Origin of the sequence: Rhodopila sp., from assembly GCF_965276935.1 — a bacterium.
Lineage (GTDB): Bacteria > Pseudomonadota > Alphaproteobacteria > Acetobacterales > Acetobacteraceae > Rhodopila.
This window is the reverse complement of the sequence record NZ_CBDIBS010000003.1, coordinates 1014032-1031127: the sequence shown is the minus strand read 5'-3', so window position 1 is coordinate 1031127 and position 17096 is coordinate 1014032. Positions and strand designations below refer to the sequence as shown.

The 17096-nt window shown below is 65.1% G+C and carries 17 protein-coding genes and 1 tRNA gene; 10 read left to right on the top strand and 8 right to left on the bottom strand.

What is annotated here, in order from left to right; genetic code table 11:
• Window positions 1–2: 2 nt before the first annotated feature.
• Together ACQY4S_RS12595 and ACQY4S_RS12590 are read right to left on the bottom strand one after the other, a co-directional pair.
• A complete protein-coding gene (locus ACQY4S_RS12595) occupies window positions 3–1133 on the bottom strand; it encodes an amidohydrolase family protein (protein WP_428485546.1) in 1131 nt (376 codons plus the stop codon).
• A 13-nt stretch (window positions 1134–1146) separates the two neighbouring features.
• A complete protein-coding gene (locus ACQY4S_RS12590) occupies window positions 1147–2244 on the bottom strand; it encodes an amidohydrolase family protein (RefSeq protein ID WP_428485545.1) in 1098 nt (365 codons plus the stop codon).
• Between the two features lie 253 nt (window positions 2245–2497).
• Between ACQY4S_RS12590 and ACQY4S_RS12585 the strand changes: the two genes are divergently transcribed.
• The 5 genes from ACQY4S_RS12585 (at window position 2498) to ACQY4S_RS12565 (ending at window position 5974) form a co-directional block, all read left to right on the top strand.
• Entirely contained in the window at window positions 2498–2977 is a 480-nt protein-coding gene (locus ACQY4S_RS12585) for a hypothetical protein (protein WP_428485544.1), read from the top strand.
• Between the two features lie 115 nt (window positions 2978–3092).
• On the top strand, window positions 3093–4139 hold the full coding sequence (locus ACQY4S_RS12580) for a Coenzyme F420 hydrogenase/dehydrogenase, beta subunit C-terminal domain (RefSeq protein ID WP_428485543.1): 1047 nt from the start codon (window positions 3093–3095) through the stop codon (window positions 4137–4139).
• Window positions 4136–5107, top strand: coding sequence for an alpha/beta fold hydrolase (locus ACQY4S_RS12575; RefSeq protein WP_428485542.1), 972 nt, complete (start codon window positions 4136–4138; stop codon window positions 5105–5107). Before ACQY4S_RS12580 ends, ACQY4S_RS12575 begins: the two co-directional genes overlap by 4 nt.
• A gap of 107 nt (window positions 5108–5214) precedes the next feature.
• Window positions 5215–5637, top strand: coding sequence for an HI0074 family nucleotidyltransferase substrate-binding subunit (locus ACQY4S_RS12570; protein ID WP_428485541.1), 423 nt, complete (start codon window positions 5215–5217; stop codon window positions 5635–5637).
• Window positions 5594–5974: a nucleotidyltransferase family protein gene (locus tag ACQY4S_RS12565; RefSeq protein WP_428486268.1), complete on the top strand. Its 381-nt coding sequence runs from the start codon at window positions 5594–5596 to the stop codon at window positions 5972–5974. Before ACQY4S_RS12570 ends, ACQY4S_RS12565 begins: the two co-directional genes overlap by 44 nt.
• 318 nt (window positions 5975–6292) lie before the next feature.
• On the opposite strand, the gene ACQY4S_RS12560 is transcribed toward ACQY4S_RS12565, so the two are convergent.
• A tRNA-Ser gene (locus ACQY4S_RS12560) sits at window positions 6293–6379 on the bottom strand.
• Window positions 6380–6496: 117 nt separating this feature from the next.
• Between ACQY4S_RS12560 and ACQY4S_RS12555 the strand changes: the two genes are divergently transcribed.
• Complete coding sequence (locus ACQY4S_RS12555; RefSeq protein ID WP_428485540.1) at window positions 6497–7480, top strand: lipid A deacylase LpxR family protein; 984 nt, start codon at window positions 6497–6499, stop codon at window positions 7478–7480.
• Between the two features lie 23 nt (window positions 7481–7503).
• Here ACQY4S_RS12555 and ACQY4S_RS12550 read toward each other — a convergent pair whose 3' ends face one another.
• From ACQY4S_RS12550 to ACQY4S_RS12535, 4 genes are all read right to left on the bottom strand, one after another.
• Entirely contained in the window at window positions 7504–8901 is a 1398-nt protein-coding gene (locus ACQY4S_RS12550) for an MmgE/PrpD family protein (protein WP_428485539.1), read from the bottom strand.
• A gap of 342 nt (window positions 8902–9243) precedes the next feature.
• Complete coding sequence (locus ACQY4S_RS12545; RefSeq protein WP_428485538.1) at window positions 9244–9864, bottom strand: histidine phosphatase family protein; 621 nt, start codon at window positions 9862–9864, stop codon at window positions 9244–9246.
• Complete coding sequence (locus ACQY4S_RS12540; RefSeq protein ID WP_428485537.1) at window positions 9861–10661, bottom strand: ABC transporter permease; 801 nt, start codon at window positions 10659–10661, stop codon at window positions 9861–9863. The genes ACQY4S_RS12545 and ACQY4S_RS12540 overlap by 4 nt, the downstream gene beginning before the upstream one ends.
• Window positions 10658–11398: an ABC transporter ATP-binding protein gene (locus ACQY4S_RS12535; RefSeq protein WP_428485536.1), complete on the bottom strand. Its 741-nt coding sequence runs from the start codon at window positions 11396–11398 to the stop codon at window positions 10658–10660. The genes ACQY4S_RS12540 and ACQY4S_RS12535 overlap by 4 nt, the downstream gene beginning before the upstream one ends.
• An 81-nt stretch (window positions 11399–11479) precedes the next feature.
• Here ACQY4S_RS12535 and ACQY4S_RS12530 point away from each other — a divergent pair, with 81 nt between their 5' ends.
• The 4 genes from ACQY4S_RS12530 to ACQY4S_RS12515 all read left to right on the top strand — a co-directional run bounded on the left by ACQY4S_RS12530 (window position 11480) and on the right by ACQY4S_RS12515 (window position 15407).
• The gene (locus ACQY4S_RS12530) at window positions 11480–12196 is read left to right on the top strand and encodes a metallophosphoesterase family protein (protein WP_428486267.1); all 717 of its coding nucleotides are present in this window, start codon (window positions 11480–11482) and stop codon (window positions 12194–12196) included.
• A 94-nt stretch (window positions 12197–12290) separates the two neighbouring features.
• The gene (locus ACQY4S_RS12525) at window positions 12291–13223 is read left to right on the top strand and encodes a class I SAM-dependent methyltransferase (protein ID WP_428485535.1); all 933 of its coding nucleotides are present in this window, start codon (window positions 12291–12293) and stop codon (window positions 13221–13223) included.
• Between the two features lie 74 nt (window positions 13224–13297).
• A complete protein-coding gene (locus ACQY4S_RS12520; protein WP_428486266.1) occupies window positions 13298–13771 on the top strand; it encodes a glutathione peroxidase in 474 nt (157 codons plus the stop codon).
• 145 nt (window positions 13772–13916) lie between these two features.
• A complete protein-coding gene (locus ACQY4S_RS12515) occupies window positions 13917–15407 on the top strand; it encodes a PfkB family carbohydrate kinase (protein ID WP_428485534.1) in 1491 nt (496 codons plus the stop codon).
• A 99-nt stretch (window positions 15408–15506) separates the two neighbouring features.
• Here the strand turns inward: ACQY4S_RS12515 and ACQY4S_RS12510 are convergent, their stop codons facing one another.
• Window positions 15507–16937 carry a carotenoid oxygenase family protein gene (locus ACQY4S_RS12510; protein WP_428485533.1) on the bottom strand — a complete coding sequence of 477 codons (1431 nt, stop codon included), beginning with the start codon at window positions 16935–16937 and terminating at the stop codon, window positions 15507–15509.
• Between the last annotated feature and the right edge of the window lie 159 nt (window positions 16938–17096).

Here is a 17096-nt window from a genome sequence, read left to right as displayed (position 1 = left end):
CGTCAGTCCAACTGGTAAAGCGCGCGTGCGTTGTCGCGGTAGATCCGCCGCTTCCAGTCCTCCGGCAGCGGGATCTTGAAGGCGTAGCGTGGGTCGTCCTGATCCCAGTGCGGATAGTCGGTGGAGAACATCACCCGCTCCGGGCCGATCCACTCCAAGACGGATGCCATGTCGGCCGGCCGCTCCGGCTCCTCGATCGGCTGGGTGGTGACCCAGAAGTGCTCACGCACGTATTCTGACGGTGCACGCTTCAGATGCGGCACCTCCGCGCGCAGGCGGTTCCAGTGCTTGTCCAGGCGCCAGCACAGGGCGGGGAGCCAGGCGAAACCACCCTCCACCAGCACCACCTTCAGGTTGGGGATCTGCTCGAACACACCTTCACAGACCAGGCTGGTAACCAGGGTCTGCATGGTCTGCACATAGGACGGATGTTCCTCATGGTAGAAAGACGGCCAGCCGCCGCCGGTGGAGGCATGGCCGCTGGTGCCGCCCAGATGCAGCGAGATCGGAAAACCATTGGCGGCGCAGGCCTGCAGGATCGGCCAGTAACGGCGGCGGCCCAGCGGCTCCAGGCCGCGCGGCGGGATGTTGACCTGGACGAAGCGGCGGTCGCCGGCGCGCTTCTCAATCTCGGCGATGGCGGCTTCGGCGTGCTCGATGTTGACCTGCACGGCGCCTTTCAGCCGCGGGTCGGGATCGCACCAATGAGCGATCTGCCAGTCGTTGACGGCGGTGGCCATCGCCGCGCCAAACTCGACATTGCGTTCGCCGCCGCCACCACCCACCAGCGGGGCGAGCAGGCCATAGGCGACATCGAACAGGTCCAGAAGCTGCTCGCGCATCATCGGCAGGTCGGAACCGGGGTGACCGCCGCCGGCCGGCCAGCTATCCATCCGCATGCCGGCGCCGGGGGAGATGCGCGGATACATCGATGTCTTGCCGAGACCCTGGCGCGAACGGTTGCCGATGGTGCGGCGATGCTCCACCCAGCGCTTCGACAGGAACGGATCAAAATCCTCGGCGGTCTTGACGTAGGGATGCACGTCGCAGTCGATGAAGCCAAGATGGCTCTGGGCGGCGCGCGCCGGCTGAGAAGCAGGATCGGGCTTGCGATCCAGAACGGTCATGTTCATCGGGTGGTCTCCTTCAGGTGCGCAGGCGTGGATAGGTATCTAGCGGATTATCGAGGCAGATTTTCCGGATCAGGTCAGCGGGTAGGCCGAGCGGCAGGGCATCGTCGCCATCGAAGTGCCAGTGGGGATAGTCGGTGGAAAACAGCAGCATTCGGTCGGAGCCAAGCTGCTCCAGCAAGGTCAGCAGTTGCCGCTCGGTCGGCGGCGCGTCGAATGGTTGCAGGGTCAGGCGAACGTGTTCGCGCACCACCTCGGTCGGCTGGCGTTCCAGCCAGGGCACCTCGGACCGCACGCCGCGCCAGGTCTTGTCCAGGCGCCAAAGGGACGCCGGCAGCCAGGTGACGCCGGATTCGATCAGCACCACCTTCAGCGCCGGGAACTTGTTGAAGACGCCCTCGCTGACCAGGCTGTTCAGCGCGGCCTGGAAACCCTGACCTTGCGAAACGTAGTCCTCCAGGTAGTACGATGGCCAGCCGAGAGCGCTCGGTGGATGGCGAAAGCTGCTGCCGGCATGGATGCCGACTGGCAGATTATGTTGTTCGGCGGCCTGATAGATCGGCCAGTTCTGCCGCCGGCCCAGCGGCAGCTCGGTCATGGCGAGAAGAAGGACCTGGACGAAGCGGTGGTCGGGGGCCATGCGGTGGATTTCCTCCGCCGCCAGCTCGGCGCTGTGCACCGGCACGACGATGGAGGCGCGCAGCCGCGGGTCCCGATCAAGCCACTCCGCCTTGATCCAGTTGTTAATGCCGCGGCAGAGGCCGGCGGAAAGGTCCTCGCTGAACATGACCTGCGCGCCATGCAGGACGTTGCAGATAGCGAAACTGGGGTGCAGCCGGTCGAGAATATGGCTTTGCAGCGCTTCCAGGCTGCTGCCGGGTGGACCGCTGGGCAGGTGCCAGTCCGGCCGGCCATTGATCGGCGCATTGGCCGGATAGGCACTCAATTCCAGGTTTTCTCGTTCCAGACCACGCCGCAGGATGTGCTCACGCCAGTAGTCATCCAGATACGGCAGCAGCACCCGGGTGCTCGGCACGGCCGGATGGACATCGCAGTCGATGGCGCCTGTCAGGCGGTGATCCGGGTCGGGACGGTCCGCCGGAGAATGGTTCATGGCGGTGGTTTTCGCCTTGGTTTATGGAAAATAAGGTAGGCGCTGCGGTGTATCGTGTAAATGACGGCGACCCTGCCAAATACCAGGAGACGGTTTTCGTCGGATGGCTCCAGCAGTTGGGCACGCGCCGCTGCTGAACGTCACGGCTTGATCATCCTGGCGGCGCACCCGGCATGACACGCGCAGACCCGCTGGATATCCTGGCACCGGACTTCCCCCCGTAATCCATCCAGCCTCCGCCGTGGAGCGCATCATGAGCGAGTACCAGTATTATGAATTCCAGGCGATCGACCGCCCGCTGAGCCCGGCGGATCAGGCGGCGTTGCGCGACCTGTCCACCCGCGCGCGGATCACCGCGACCAGCTTCACCAACGACTACCAGTGGGGCGACTTCAAGGGCAATCCATCCAAGCTGATGGCGCGCTACTTCGACCTGCACCTTTATCTGGCGAACTGGGGCACCCGTCAGCTCATGATCCGACTGCCGAAGCGGCTGGTCCCACCCGATCGGTTCGAGCGCTTCCTGCGTGAGAATGACAACGTGAAGCTTGACGACGTCGCCGAGAATCTGGTCCTGCAGATCAACTGGGATAGCGAACCGGGACGCGCAGGAATATTGGATAGGTTGCACGAACTGGCGGCAACCGGTCTTATCGCGCCTGGACAAGGGCGGATCATTCGTGGACCTGAACCGACAGATATCTGCGCCGGGCTTGACGCCGCCGCTGCGTGACGCCGCGCCGCGCGGCCTCTGCACCGATTGCGGTATATCCCGTTCAGCCGATCCCAGGCGCTGCGGGCGGGCCTGCCAGTTCATAAAACCTGACTACCCCGGCCTTGAGGCTCGCGTGCATGGGCGCGCGCGCGACCCGGCCCGCATGGACGAGGTATTCTTCGGCCCGTTCCGCCGCATGTTGCGCGCCTCGCTGGTGACGCCCTTGCCGGGCGCGCAATGGACCGGGATCGCCACGCGGATCGCCGAACGGCTGCTGGAAACCAAGGCGGTCGATGCCGTGCTGACAATGGCACCTGATCCGAACGATCGCTGGCGGCCGGTGCCGGTGCTGGTGACCGACCCGGCCGGCATGGCGCACTGCCGCGGCATGCGCATGGGCTATGCGCCGCTGCTGGCGCTGCTGGAACCGGCGCGGGAAAAAGGCTTCAGGCGCCTGGCCATCATCGGCATTCCCTGCCAAGTTTATGCGCTGCGCGCGCTGGAACAGGAACTCGGGTTCGAGAAGCTGTACGTCATCGGCACGCCGTGCTCGGACAACACCACCACGGAACGATTTCATGAATTCCTGGCGCTGCTGGCCGAGGATCCGGACACCATCACCTATCTGGAGTTTCGTGCCGACTACCATGTCGAGCTGCGCTTCACCGACGGGCGCACCAAGGCCATTCCCTTCCTTATGCTTCCGATCTCCAAACTGCCGCCGGACTTCTTTCCGATGACCTGCCGCACCTGCGTCGATTACACCAACGTGCTGGCGGACATCACCGTGGGCTACATGGGCGGCCAGGGTGAACAGTGGCTGCTGGTCCGCAACGGCCGCGGGGAGGAACTGCTGGCGATGCTCGGCGACGAGATCCGCACCGCCGAACCAGGCAGCGCCGGCAAGCGCAAGGGCCCGGTCACCGGGTTCATGAAGAACACCGCACGCGCCGCCGGCGGCCTGCCGCTGCGTGGCATGCCCAACTGGGCGCGCCCGCTCGTCGGCTGGCTGATGCCGCGGGTCGGACCGCGCGGTCTGGAGTTCGCCCGCGCACGGGTGGAGATGAAGGCGATCGAGACCGTGCTGCATCTGCGGCGCCGCTACCCGAAGCGTGTACGCAACATGGTGCCGGACCACGTCTGGGCGCTGGTGAAGCCATACGGCCTGACGCGCGAATGAAGTTGCTGACGGTTATGCTGCTGCTGGCCGCCGCGATCCTGATCGGCGGCGGCATCTGGCTCTACACGCCCGACAGGCCGCGCGCGCCGCTGGAGGCCAAATATGCTGGGAGGGAGTCTGAATTTCTACAGATAGCCGGGTTAAGGCTGCATGTCCGCGACACTGGGCCAAGGAATGCTCCCGCGGTCATTCTGCTGCACGGTCTCGGCTCCAGCCTGCATACCTGGGAGCCGTGGGCGCGGGCGCTTTCGCAGCGCTTCCGGGTGATCCGGTATGATTTGCCGGGCTTCGGGCTGACCGGCGCCGATCCGACCGGTGACTACTCGGACGCCCGCGGCATGGCGGTCTTGGCCGCCTTGATGGATGCGCTGGCGGTGCCGCAGGCGTCCTTGGTAGGCAACTCGATGGGCGGCAAGCTCGCCTGGATGTTCGCGGCCGAACACCCCGCGCGGGTGGACAAGCTGGTGCTGATCTCGCCGGATGGTTTCGCCAGCCCCGGCTTCGAATATGGCAAGCAGGCCGAGGTGCCGCTGATCGCCCGGGTGCTGCCCTACACGCTACCTCGGTTCATGTTGCGAATGAACCTGGTGCCGGCCTACGGCGACCCGTCGCTGCTGACCAACGCGGTGGTGGACCGCTATCGAGACCTGATGCTCGCGCCGGGCGTCAGGCGGGCGCTGCTGGCGCGGACGGCGCAGGTGCGGCTGGAACCGCCAGAGCCATTACTTCGCCGCATCAAGGCGCCTACTTTACTGATCTGGGGAGAGAAGGACGCGCTGATCCCGCCCGGCAACGCCCAGGACTACCTGAGGGCGATCCCCAACAGCCGGCTGGTGACATTCACCGGATTGGGACATGTGCCGCAAGAGGAAGCGCCTGATCGCTCGCTGGTGCCGGTAGAGGCGTTCCTGACGCAGCAGGATTGGGGATTTGCCGGCGTGAATGCGCCGCCACAGGCTGTGCCGTAGGCGTTCGGACTGCAAGGGTTATCAGCAGCCTGTCGCGCCTCGCCCGATGACTGGTATGGTAGACGACAGAAGCCGAGGGGACGCCCTTGGCCTGGCGAGGAGAGGCCATGCCGCTGATCTTGCACAGTCTGCGTAACGCCGTCACCGCCTTGCGGGCCGTCCAGGCCAAGAGCGAGGACATCCCTTTCATGGCCGCCCAGGACGAGATTACCCGAGAGGTGATCAGGTCCGGCGTCATCCAGCATTTCGAGTTCACCTATGAACTATGCTGGAAATTCATGCGGCGCAGGCTGGAGGCGGATATTGGCCGGAGCAGCGTGGACGGCCTGAACCGGCGCGACCTGTTCCGCATCGCTGCCGAGAACCGGCTGATCGAGGACGTCGAGAACTGGTTCGGCTATCATCAGGCACGGAACGAGACCTCGCATACCTATGATCTGGCGGTCGCGGCGCGGGTTTATGCCACAAGCCTGAATTTTGCGCGCGATGCGGCTCTGTTGCTCGCTGAGCTGGAGGCGAGGAATGCTTGACATATCGTCACACTGTTTGGCGATCGTACGCCAAATCCTGGCGACGCATGTGCCGGATTACGACGTCTGGGCCTTCGGATCACGCACACAGGGAACCGCCCGCCGCTATTCCGATCTGGATCTTGCCATCATAACCGAAACGCCTTTGTCGTTCGAGGTCAGCGGATCAATGTGTGAGGACTTTTCCGAGTCCGACTTGCCGTTCCGGGTGGATATCCTCGACTGGGCATTAACGACGGAATCATTCCGTGCGATTGTCGAGAGAGACAAGGTGGTTGTTCAGCAACGAAGACTGGCCGAGGAAGCCGCCATGTCGATGCCCGGACGTCAAAGCTGACGGCATCGGATGACGCTGACGGACCCGTTATCTTGGCTGGCGGAGCCTGATCCATGGGTGGTCTCGGCTGGCCTGACGGTATCGCCGCATGCAAGGAAGCTTTCGCCGAGGCTGATCGCGGCTTTGCGGCATCCGGGGACAGGCGCCGCTCCCCCGCGTCAGGATAGGGCAAGGTATCGCTGCGTCACCCTTCGCTGGAACAAATCTTTTTAACGTACAAAATGCGCACGGCGGTCTATACCCGCCGCCAAGACAGGAAATCAGGCTGGACCGGATGTCTTAACCATGCGTTAACAGTCTGCGCGTCTTGAACTTCGGCGGATGGGGTGGGATTCGAACCCACGGAACGCTTGCACGTTCGGCGGTTTTCAAGACCGCTGCCTTCAACCGCTCGGCCACCCATCCGGTGGACACCGAAACTAGACTTTCCGCTGGAGCACCTCAAGCATTGACGAAACCGCCCGCGGACGATCTTCTCGCACTGCATTCCGACCCAACAAGAAGTCCTGCCTGATGAACCGAATGACGACGCTTGTCATCGCCGCTGCCATTCTGCTGCCGGCTGTTTCGGTCCGCGCCCAGCCGGCTCCGGACACCGCCAGCATCTGGACGTTGCAGGACGAGAACGCTTCCATTTCCGCCTCGAAGCCGACCGACCGCTTCTATGTCAATGGCTTGCGGCTGGGGTGGACATCGCCGACCACCGTGGTTCCGGATTTTCTGCAAAACCTCGGCCACACCTTGTGGGGTAACGGTCAGCAGCGGATCAGCTTCGACCTGTCGCAGCAGATCTACACCCCGGTGAACACCCAGGCGACCATTCCCAATCCCCGCGACCGGCCTTATGCCGGACTCCTGCTCGGCGACTTCTCGTTGCTCAGCGACACCGACGACAGCCGAAGCGTGCTGGCCTTGAGCTTCGGCATTCTGGGGCCCGCGGCAGGCGGCAAGGGCATCCAGAACGGCTTTCACAATCTGATCAGCCAGAATGTCGTCAATGGCTGGAACCACCAGATCCAAAACACCGCGGCTGTCGAACTGCTGCATGAACGAACGTGGCGGCTGCCTATCGCGACCGTCGCGGCAATGGAAACCGATGCGCTGCCGTCCCTGACAGTCGCGGTCGGCGATGTGCGCGACTACCTACAGACCGGCATCACATTCCGGATTGGCCAGGGCCTGAACTCCGACTTTGGCGTGCCAAGGCCGCGCCCCGGCCTGAGTGGCGGCGATGCCTACAAGCCGACCAGACCGTTTGTCTGGTATGCCTTCGTCGGCGCCGACGGCCAGGCGGTGGGCTATGACATCCTGCTGCAATCCTCCCCGTTTCGCGGCGGCCCGCACGTCGGCAAGACCTGGGACGTGGGGGAACTGCAAGGTGGTTTCGCCGTCATGGCATTCGGCATGCGCCTGACCGTGGCCTATGTCGCCCAGACGCAGGAATTCCAAGGCCAGACCGGAGGCCTGCACCAGTTCGGATCAGCCTCCATAGCGTTTCGCTTCTAATCCCCCGCTTCTAATCCCCCCGTCTACTCGCCCGCGAGTCGAGCCGACATGAGCGGGGCGGCGAGGCGCATCATGTTGGCCACGTCGGCGGTGGTGTCGATCGCCAGCACCGCGTTGGCCAAGGTGGTGGCTCGGTCGGCACCAAGGACGGCGTCGGTCAGGCCGGCGAACTTGGCGCGCAGTTCCTGTTCCGACAGGAAGTTGCCAGGCTCGCCCTTCGGCACCACGACGGTCTGTTCAAACCGCTGGCCGCGCGCCTCGATCGTCAGTTTGCCGGACATGTTGGTCGGAAACTCCGCTTCGACATCGGGATCGAGCGCGCAGGTAACCTTGGATAGCAAGCTGCGTACGGTGTTGTCGTTCAGCAGGGCATAGCTGTCCCAGCCCATCGCGCCGGTCGCCAGCGCCGAGGCGATCACGAACGGCCCGCTGAACTGACCATCGACCACGTTCCGCGGGTTGGCCTTCTTTTCCGCCGGCGCGCCGATCAGCAGCATGCCGGCTTTCGGCAGGCCGAGGCGGATCGCGCTGATCTCCGACGGCTTGATGTCGTTGGCGGCGCGCAGCGCCAGTGCCGCGTCAATGCCGGCATGGCCATAGCGGCAGGATGGGTAGGGTTTCACCGCCGTGTTCATCAGCTCCCACACCACGCCGAGATCCTGCACCGCACGCTCCGGCGTTGGATTGGGCGCATAGGCCCGCATGAAGCCATGCTTGCCTTCCAGCGCGTCAGCCGCGCCCTTGAAGCCCTCGCGCACCAGTGTTGCGGCCATCAGCCCGTTCATCCCGGCCCAGCCGACCTGGAACCGCTTTGTCCAGGCACCATTGGCGAGGAATTGCAGGCTGCCCGCGGCTTGCGACAACACAGTACCAAGTGCGCTCGCGACACCCTCGGCGTCCAGGCTGAAAACCCGCGCGGCGGCAGCGGCGGCACCAAACGCGCCGCATGTGGCGGTCGGGTGATAGCCGCGGTCGTAGTGCTCACCCGCGGGAAGCGCCAGGGCGACGCGGCAGGTCACTTCATAGCCGGCGATAATGCCGGCCAGGACATCGGCACCGGAGGCTCCGACCATCTCACCGGCCGCCAGCGCGGCAGGGATGACCGGGGCGCCGGGATGCAGCGATCCGGCGGCATGGGTGTCATCGAAGTCCAGCGAGTGAGCCAGCGCGCCGTTCAGGAAGGCGGCGCCGGCGGGCGTGTAGCGGGCAGCATCGCCGAACACGCCGGCGTTGCCGGCTGCCATGCCCATCGCCCTGGTGGCAGCAAGGAAGGACGCGGTACTTTCCGCGTCGTGACGGGCACGGACAATGTTTCCGACAAGGTCAAGGACCAGGAAGCGGGCACGATCGACCACCTGAGGCGGCAGCCTGTCCAGGCGGATCTCGGCGGTAAATTCGGATAATGTGGCGGTGATGCCCATGGCTCGGTTTCCTTCCGGCTAATGGCGAACAGTCTGCCCGAGAGCGGGAAAAAGGAACAGGGCGGCTCGAATGATCAATGGCGGCTTTAATATGTCGCCCATTCGTTGACCTAACAGGTTGGACACATATGACTGGATGCTTGGTTCCCGCCCAAAGCGGCACGTCGCTAATTGACAAGAAGTCTAAACTATACTCGAGCCACAATTGAAGCAGCTCAGCTCCAGCCAGCTCGCCCGTCATCGGCACCCACGTCGCCCAGCTACAAGATCGCGATTTACCGGCACGATCTTGCTGTCCGTCGAAGCAGGGTTCGGACGGCGCCCTCGGCGGATGTCCCATCATCAATACCCCGGCAGCTCATTCAACGAAATCACCCGCCACTCGTCGCGGCTATGCTCCAGCCGCGTCAGCGATAGATTCTGCACAGCCATGTGCAGGGCGTTGTCGGCGGCGATCCGCAGCGCATGCGCCACCGCCCCGCGAATCGCCCCGCCATGGCTGACGATCACCACGTCCTGGCCGCGGTGCGTCTCCGCCAGCCGCTCCATGGCCGTGCCGACGCGGGCGATGACATCGGCCATGCTTTCCCCACCCGGCGGCGTCTCCTCCCCGCCCAGCGGCCAGAACGCATGCGCCGGCAGTTTCAGCCGAACCGGCAGGTCGGCGTGCGGCAGCCCCTGCCACTCACCCAGCGACTGCTCGATCAGATCCGGTTCGACCGCCAGCGACGCCGGCGGATAGCCATGCGCGAAGATCGTCTCCGCCGTCCGCCGGGTGCGTGACAGCGGCGTCACCAGCCACACCGCCGGCCGCGGCAGGCGAGCCGCGAGAGACCGATACATCGGCGCCTGTTCCAGCAGCGTGGGCTCGCACAGTGGCACATCCATCACGCCATACAGGAAGGCGCGGGCGTTCTCCTCCACCAGGGCGTGGCGGATCAGCCAGAAGTTCGTCTCCATCATTCACCCATGCTGACGAGCGCGCCGCAGACCCGCGCATGGTGGAACTGCCTGGCGAACAGCAAGGCGGCGGCGCCCAGCCAGATCAGGTTCAACGCGGAAGCGGCGGCCAGATGATCCCACCGGACCACCCCGTTCAGCAGAATGCCGCGCATCCCCTCGAACACATGGCTGGTCGGCAGCGCCAAGGCGAACGGCCGGAGCGTGGCCGGCAACACCGACACCGGATAGAATACGGCGGAGAACGGTGCCATGCCGAACAGCACGCCCCATGCCAGCGCCTCCGCGCCCGCGCCGTGCCGCAGGATCAAGGAGACCACGCCCAGCGCCACCGACCAGCCGAACATCATCAGGTTGACGAAGAACAGCACCAGCACGGGGCCGAGCAGAAAGAGGTTGAAGGCGTAGAAGGCCCAGGCGAGCAGGATCGCCGGCATCACGCCCAGCAGCATGCGGATGATCGACATGCCGATCAGCGCCGCGATCAGCTCGATCGGGCGTAATGGGCTAACAAAGATATGCCCGAGGTTGCGCGACCAGATTTCCTCCAGGAAGGACATCGACATGCCCATCTGGCTGCGCAGCGTGACTTCCCATAGCAGCACGCCGCCCAGCAGCGCCGCGCCGGCCATGATGGCGGCGTTACCCATCCGTGCCATCAGGAAGCTCGCGGTGAACCCCCAGATGCACATCTGCAGCGTCGGCCAGTAGCACAGCTCCAGCAGGCGCGGCCAGGACCGGCGGTACAGCGCGAGGTGCCGGTACATCAGGCCCCAGATGCGGCGCAGCGCCGGCGTCATGCCGCCACCGCCTGCCGCCGATCCCGGGCAATGTCCAGGAAGACATCCTCCAGATCCGCCCGGCCGTATCGCGTCAGCAGATCGTCCGGGCTGCCACGATCAACCACGCGGCCTTGCTTCAACATCACGACATGGGTGCACAGCCGCTCCACCTCCGCCATGTTGTGGCTGGCGAGCAGGATGGTGCAGCCGCTTTCCGCCCGGTAGCGCTCCAGCCAGGTGCGGACCATGTCGCCGGTATCGGGGTCCAGGCTGGCGGTCGGCTCGTCCAGCAGCAGCACCTCCGGCCGGTTGATTAGCGCCTTGGCCAGCGCCACCCGGGTCTTCTGGCCGGCCGACAACTGCCCGGCCGGCCGGTCCAGGATCAGGCCGAGGTCCAGTTCGGCGGCCAGTTCACCGATCCGCCGGTCCACCCGCGCCACGTTGTACAGGTGGCCGTAGACCCGCATGTTCTCCCGCACTGTTAGTCGATGCGGCAGCGAGATATAGGGCGACGAGAAATTCATCCGTGCCAGCGCCGCGAACCGGTCCTTCGCCATATCATGCCCCAGCATCGTGATGCGGCCGGAGGTCGGTATCAGAAGCCCCAGGAGCATGGCAATCGTGGTGGTCTTGCCCGCGCCATTGCCGCCCAGAAGGCCGACCGTGGCACCCTGGGGGGCCGTGAAATCGATCTCGTCCACGGCCAGCACGTCGCCGTAGCGCTTGATCAGTCGCTCAACCTGAATTGCTGTCATGCCGCCTGGATTACGGTGCCCGCGTCGTTTCGCCAAGAGATGATTGGCCAAAGCCTCGGTCCGGCATACCTTAGCGTGATCATGATCGAACTTCTCGCCGCCCCCGCCACCCTGCCGCCCGGCCAGCGCATCTATGCCATCGGTGATATCCATGGCTGCCTTGATCGGCTGGTCACGCTGCATGAGATGATCACCGAGGACCTGGCGGATCGGCCATCTGGGAACGTGACGCTGGTGCATCTGGGCGACTACGTCGACCGCGGCACCGACAGCGCGCAGGTGGTGGACTGGCTGATCAACGGTCCCCCGGTCCCGGCGGACGAGGTTGTCAACCTGATGGGCAACCACGAGCAGATGATGCTGGCCGCGGTGGCCGGGGCGGACAAGGACGCGCCTTCCCACTGGCTGGTCAACGGCGGTGCCGACTCGCTGCTGAGCTGGGGCATTGGACGGACCGTCCCACCCGCCGACTGGGCCGCTCGGCTGCCGCTCCAGCATCTGGTGTTCCTGCGGGACCTGGCAACCAACCACCGCGTTGGTCCTTACCTGTTCGTGCACGCGGGCATCCAGCCTGGCGTGCCGCTAGATAAGCAGACGCGTCACGACATGCTTTGGATCAGGGACCCGTTCCTGAATTCCAGGGAAGATCACGGGGTTGTCATCGTTCACGGCCATACGCCGAAGCGCGAGCCGATCGTGCTGCCGAACCGGATCGCCATTGACACCGGCGCTGTCCTCGGCGGCGCCCTGACCTGCGTCGTGCTGGAGGAAGACAAGCTCGGCTTTCTGCAAAGTTGAGCATCGGTGGCGACGGCCTCGGCGGCGCCGGAGGCCGGTTGTGCGACATGCCGGAGACGCCATCTTCCGATGGTTGGCTAGACCGGAGGTTTGGATGACAGCCAGTGACGCTTCGGGCGCGCCTCGCGCCAGATTGCGCGAGGCGGCGCACACCCTGCTGCGGGCCTATCCCGCATTTCGACCGGTCACCGTGCCGGCGATGTACGGTTTGCTTGCCACCAACGCGTTCACCGCGCGCGGGCTCTATCTGAACCTGGGCTACTGGAAAGACGCTCGTACGATTGATGAGGCGTGCGAGGCGCTGGCGCAACTGGTCGCGGAGACGGCGGCGTTGGGGCCGGATGATGACGTCGTCGATGTAGGATTTGGCTTCGCCGACCAGGACATGCTGTGGATGGAGCGTTTCGCGCCGCGCCGCATCACCGGACTGAACGTGACCCCGTCGCAGGTGCGGATCGCGCGGCATCGCGTACGCCGTCGCGGCATGGCGGACCGGATCGAACTGCGTGAAGCGTCGGCCACCGACATGCCGCTGCCGGACGCGTCATGTGATGTCGTGACCGCCGTCGAATGCGCCTTCCACTTCGACACGCGGGAGCGCTTCTTTGCCGAAGCGTTCCGCGTGCTGCGCCCAGGCGGGCGTCTTGTGCTGGCCGATGTGATTCGCAATGCGCCGGCGGCGGATCGGTTTCGCCGTCGGCTGCAGGATTTCAACTGGACCAGGTTCGCGCGGACATTTCGGATACCCGCCGCCAATGCCGACAGGCGTGACAGCTACGCCGCGAAGCTGCAAGCAGCCGGGTTCGTCGACATGCACGTCACGTCGATCCGCGATGACGTGTTTGCCGGCTGGCATCGGGCATTGGCGCAAGATCCGGCTTTGCTCGGCAGGCTTCCCTTGGCCGGTCGCCTGCCGTATCGCTTTTTGCTCCGCTTTGACCCCAACACGGTATACGGCGCCTTCGATTATGTCCTGGCCGCGGGTCGCAAGCCGCTCCGTCAATCAGGCCTTCAACTCCACGCCTGATTGCCGGAGCGGCGATCGGACAAATCTAAGGCCATATCCGTCGGCGGAGTGCGTGAATGAACAAAAAGGACGTGATGTCGATCTATGCCTTCAGCGCCAGGCTTGGAACGGGTGAAGAACGCAGCCTCGCGGATTACCGTGGCAAGGCGCTGTTGGTGGTGAACGTTGCCTCGAAGTGCGGCTTCACGCCGCAGTACAAGGGCTTGCAAACGCTTTACGAGCAGTTCGGGCCGCGCGGGTTCGAGATCCTTGCCTTTCCCTGCGACCAGTTCGGCCACCAGGAGCCCGGCTCGGATGCGGCGATCGCCGCCTTTTGCGAGCGCAATTATGGCGCCTCCTTCCCGCTGTTCGCCAAGATCGCGGTCAACGGCAAGAGCGCCCACCCGCTGTTTGTCTGGCTCAGGCACGAGAAGCCCGGCCTGCTGGGCGACGGCATCAAATGGAACTTCACCAAGTTCCTGGTCGACAGGACCGGCGCCGTGCGGGCACGCTTCGCGCCGTCAACCGCGCCGGACCGTCTTGCGCCTAAAGTGGCGGCACTGCTTTGACGTTCAATCGGGCCGCTGCCGCGGACTTGGATGTGGCGCGGATGTCATACAGGCGCGGCATCGCAACAGTCTGCGCTTGCTTCTTTTCTCGGTCGCACGCGAAGATGGGTTGCACGATAATGACAGCCTCGATACGGCAGATCGAATGAACCAGATCACTCCCGGCTCCGCCTCTCGGGCGGATGAGCCGCAGCCCGACCTTGCCGCCGCTGTCCGGCGTCTGGCCCATACAAGCGTACTGGTGATTGGCGACGTCATGCTCGATCGCTACACGTATGGAGAAGTATCCCGCATCAGCCAGGAAGCGCCGGTGCCGATCCTGGCCATCGACCGGGAAGTCGCACTGCCTGGCGGTGCCGGCAATGTTGTGCGCAACCTGACGGCATTCGGTTGTGCGACCGCTTTTATCTCCGTCGTCGGCGATGACCAGGCGGGATCGGACCTGACCGGCCTGATTGGCGGCCAGCCGAACGTGGAGCCCTGGCTGCTGGTGCAGGGCAGCCGGACAACCACGCTGAAGACCCGGTTGATCGCCTCCGGCCAGCAGCTTCTCCGCGCCGACCGGGAGCAGACCGACCCGATCCACCCCAAGCTGGCTGACCGGATGCTGCGTATTGCGCTGGATGCGATGGCGGCGACCAGCGTCACGGTGCTGTCCGACTATGGCAAGGGCGTGCTGTCCGCCGATGTGCCGGTGCGGCTGGTGGAGGCCGCGCGCAAGGCCGGCCGGAAGCTGATTGTCGATCCCCGCGGCAGCGACTTTGCCCGCTATGCCGGCGCCGATGTGGTGATGCCGAACCGTCTGGAACTCGCCGCCGCGGCCCATATGCCGGTGGATACCGAGGCAGCGATCATCGCCGCCGCCCAGCACCTGCGTGTCGAGCATGGCTTTGGCGCGGTGGTGGTGACCCGCGGCAATGACGGCATGACCCTGGTGGACGCCACGCGCGTCCTGCATTTTCCGGCCGAGGCGGCTGACGTCTACGATACCTCCGGGGCCGGCGACACCGCGCTGGCCACCTTGGGGGCGGCGCTGGCGGCGAAGCTGGATCTGGCGGTCGCGGTGCGCCTGGCGAATTTGGCGGCGGGTATCTCGGTCGGCAAGGTCGGCGCGTCGGTGGTGCGGGAGGCTGATCTGCTGTCCGCGCTGACGCCGCAGCGCAGCGCCCTGCGAAAGATCGTGACGCGGGAGGAAGCGGTGGAGCAGGCGGAGCGCTGGCGTCACCGCGGCTGGCGCGTCGGCTTCACCAACGGATTCTTCGACCTGCTGCACCAAGGCCACATCCATCTGCTGGAGCAGGCCCGTGCCCGCTGCGACCGGCTGATCGTCGGGGTCAATTCCGACACCAGCGTGCACCGGCTGAAAGGCGCGCCGCACCCGGTGCAGCCGGAGGCCGCGCGGGCGGCGGTGTTGGCCAGCTTCGCCTGCGTCGATGAGGTCTGCCTGTTTGAGGAAGACACGCCGGAAGCATTGATCGAGGCGCTGCGTCCGGATGTGCTGGTCAAGGGCGGCACTCAGTCGATCGAGGACGTGGAGGGCGCCGACCTGATGCGCAACTGGGGCGGCCGGGTGCTGCTGATCGATCTGGTGCAGGATCACGTGACGCAGCCGGCTCTGACACCGCTGAAGGGGTGAGGTGGGTTGATGGTATGTGAGTGTTGCTTTTCGAAACAGGTCGGTCAGAGGGGCGACGCGCCAACGAGCCGGAAAGCAAACATCGGCCGCTGTTAGCCGTTACGCATCCGGAAACCAGTTTCCATGAAAACCCGGTGGGATCCTGTGCGGCAGCCGGACGGTGGCAACCGGGGCCGCTTCGAAGGATCGCGCATTGAGGATCACGAGGTCGGTGGTCTCGTCCGCCGTATTGATCACCAAGCCGAGAAGCCAGCCTTGGTCCTCCTCCGCGTCGGCGGTCGCCGGGACGAACACGAACTCGCCCGGCAGGTGATCGTCGCCGAAGTCGTGCACAAGGCGGCAACCGGTCTCGAGATCATGCTTGTAGAGCCGCGTGGCGCCGACAAGTTGCGGATTGCCGTCAAGCGGAACGGAAACGGTGTAGACGTAGCGATAGCTCTGGCTGAAGCGGCGCTCGTCGATGCGGGGGAACTCCTGCGGCGTGGGGTCGATCACATGCCGGCTGATGCGGCGCGTTGCAGGATCCACCGTCCAGCGCTCGAGCCGGCCCAGCGCGTCGAGGCTGCTCGCGCCTGAGGCGAACATCGTGGCGTAGGCGACGACGTCGAGGATCACCTGGCCGTCGGCGCCATCGAAGGCATTGGCCACGTGGAAGACGAAGCACGGTTCGACCTCAAGCCAGATGATGTCGGCCGCCTCACCGTCTCGCGGCAGAAGGCCCAGGCGGGGCTGGTGTGCCGGATTCCAGCGGAACGGAAACAGGTGGCCGCCGAGCACGGCCCGCATCGAGAAGGTGACTGGGAGATCGAGCACGATGGCGAACCGCGCGGTGATGGCGCAATCGTGGATGCAGGGGCCGTGCTGCACGGCGATCGACACGTCGCGGACCACCTTGCCAGTCGCCGAGACGACAACGTGGCGGACGGCGTCCCAGACGCTGCCGTCATAGGCGATGGCGTGGTACTCGCCGGTAAACGGATCCCGGTGCGGGTGCCCGGTGAAAGAGCCATCGAGCGTTCCGTCGAACGGATTATAGCACTGCTCCTCCAGGGTCTCGGAGAGCTCGACGGGGAAGCCGCCTGCCTCCACCAGGGCGAAGGCGCGACCGCCGATGTCGACCACGTTGGTGTTCACGGTGTCGTTGCGACCCCTGCGCGGACCGGGCGCGGCGGGCCGTCCAAGCGCCGCCGCCGCCAGGCGTGAGCGGATCCAGCGGTTGCGATACCACAGGGCCCTGCCGTCCCGGATAGCGATGCCGTGCACCATGCCGTCGCCGAGAAACCAGTGATGCCCCGCGGGATCGGGACTGACCGGGTTCGCGCCGATCTTGAGATAGCGGCCGGTCAAACCCGCCGGGATAGATCCGGTGATGGCCAAATTCTCAAGCGTCAGTTCAGAGTGCATTGGCTTGTGGATGCCGACCACGTAGGCGGCTCCCGTCAGCGGCAGCCGTTTTCGGTTCCAGGCCGCGATCAGCTCGACCGCACCCTCGACGACGGCGCGAACGGCCGATTGAACAGGATTCGGCATGAATCGCGGTCTCCGGCGACGGCGCGTCACTGTTGAGCTTGGATGCTAACAACCTGCCAAGGTATTGTCGCGTGTCATCCGGCGAATGGCCGCATAGCGCCCATTCCGGAAATGGAAAGTAGCAGGGGCGGTGCTGGAAAGCTGCCGATCTGCTGCGGT

What these genes read in the sequence shown, in the direction of transcription:
- ACQY4S_RS12595 (WP_428485546.1), bottom strand. Translation starts at nt 1,133, where the DNA reads ATGAACATGACCGTTCTGGATCGCAAGCCCGATCCTGCTTCTCAGCCG.
- ACQY4S_RS12590 (WP_428485545.1), bottom strand. Translation starts at nt 2,244, where the DNA reads ATGAACCATTCTCCGGCGGACCGTCCCGACCCGGATCACCGCCTGACA.
- ACQY4S_RS12585 (WP_428485544.1), top strand. Translation starts at nt 2,498, where the DNA reads ATGAGCGAGTACCAGTATTATGAATTCCAGGCGATCGACCGCCCGCTG.
- ACQY4S_RS12575 (WP_428485542.1), top strand. Translation starts at nt 4,136, where the DNA reads ATGAAGTTGCTGACGGTTATGCTGCTGCTGGCCGCCGCGATCCTGATC.
- ACQY4S_RS12570 (WP_428485541.1), top strand. Translation starts at nt 5,215, where the DNA reads ATGCCGCTGATCTTGCACAGTCTGCGTAACGCCGTCACCGCCTTGCGG.
- ACQY4S_RS12565 (WP_428486268.1), top strand. Translation starts at nt 5,594, where the DNA reads ATGCGGCTCTGTTGCTCGCTGAGCTGGAGGCGAGGAATGCTTGACATA.
- ACQY4S_RS12555 (WP_428485540.1), top strand. Translation starts at nt 6,497, where the DNA reads ATGACGACGCTTGTCATCGCCGCTGCCATTCTGCTGCCGGCTGTTTCG.
- ACQY4S_RS12550 (WP_428485539.1), bottom strand. Translation starts at nt 8,901, where the DNA reads ATGGGCATCACCGCCACATTATCCGAATTTACCGCCGAGATCCGCCTG.
- ACQY4S_RS12545 (WP_428485538.1), bottom strand. Translation starts at nt 9,864, where the DNA reads ATGATGGAGACGAACTTCTGGCTGATCCGCCACGCCCTGGTGGAGGAG.
- ACQY4S_RS12540 (WP_428485537.1), bottom strand. Translation starts at nt 10,661, where the DNA reads ATGACGCCGGCGCTGCGCCGCATCTGGGGCCTGATGTACCGGCACCTC.
- ACQY4S_RS12535 (WP_428485536.1), bottom strand. Translation starts at nt 11,398, where the DNA reads ATGACAGCAATTCAGGTTGAGCGACTGATCAAGCGCTACGGCGACGTG.
- ACQY4S_RS12530 (WP_428486267.1), top strand. Translation starts at nt 11,480, where the DNA reads ATGATCGAACTTCTCGCCGCCCCCGCCACCCTGCCGCCCGGCCAGCGC.
- ACQY4S_RS12525 (WP_428485535.1), top strand. Translation starts at nt 12,291, where the DNA reads ATGACAGCCAGTGACGCTTCGGGCGCGCCTCGCGCCAGATTGCGCGAG.
- ACQY4S_RS12520 (WP_428486266.1), top strand. Translation starts at nt 13,298, where the DNA reads ATGTCGATCTATGCCTTCAGCGCCAGGCTTGGAACGGGTGAAGAACGC.
- ACQY4S_RS12515 (WP_428485534.1), top strand. Translation starts at nt 13,917, where the DNA reads ATGAACCAGATCACTCCCGGCTCCGCCTCTCGGGCGGATGAGCCGCAG.
- ACQY4S_RS12510 (WP_428485533.1), bottom strand. Translation starts at nt 16,937, where the DNA reads ATGCCGAATCCTGTTCAATCGGCCGTTCGCGCCGTCGTCGAGGGTGCG.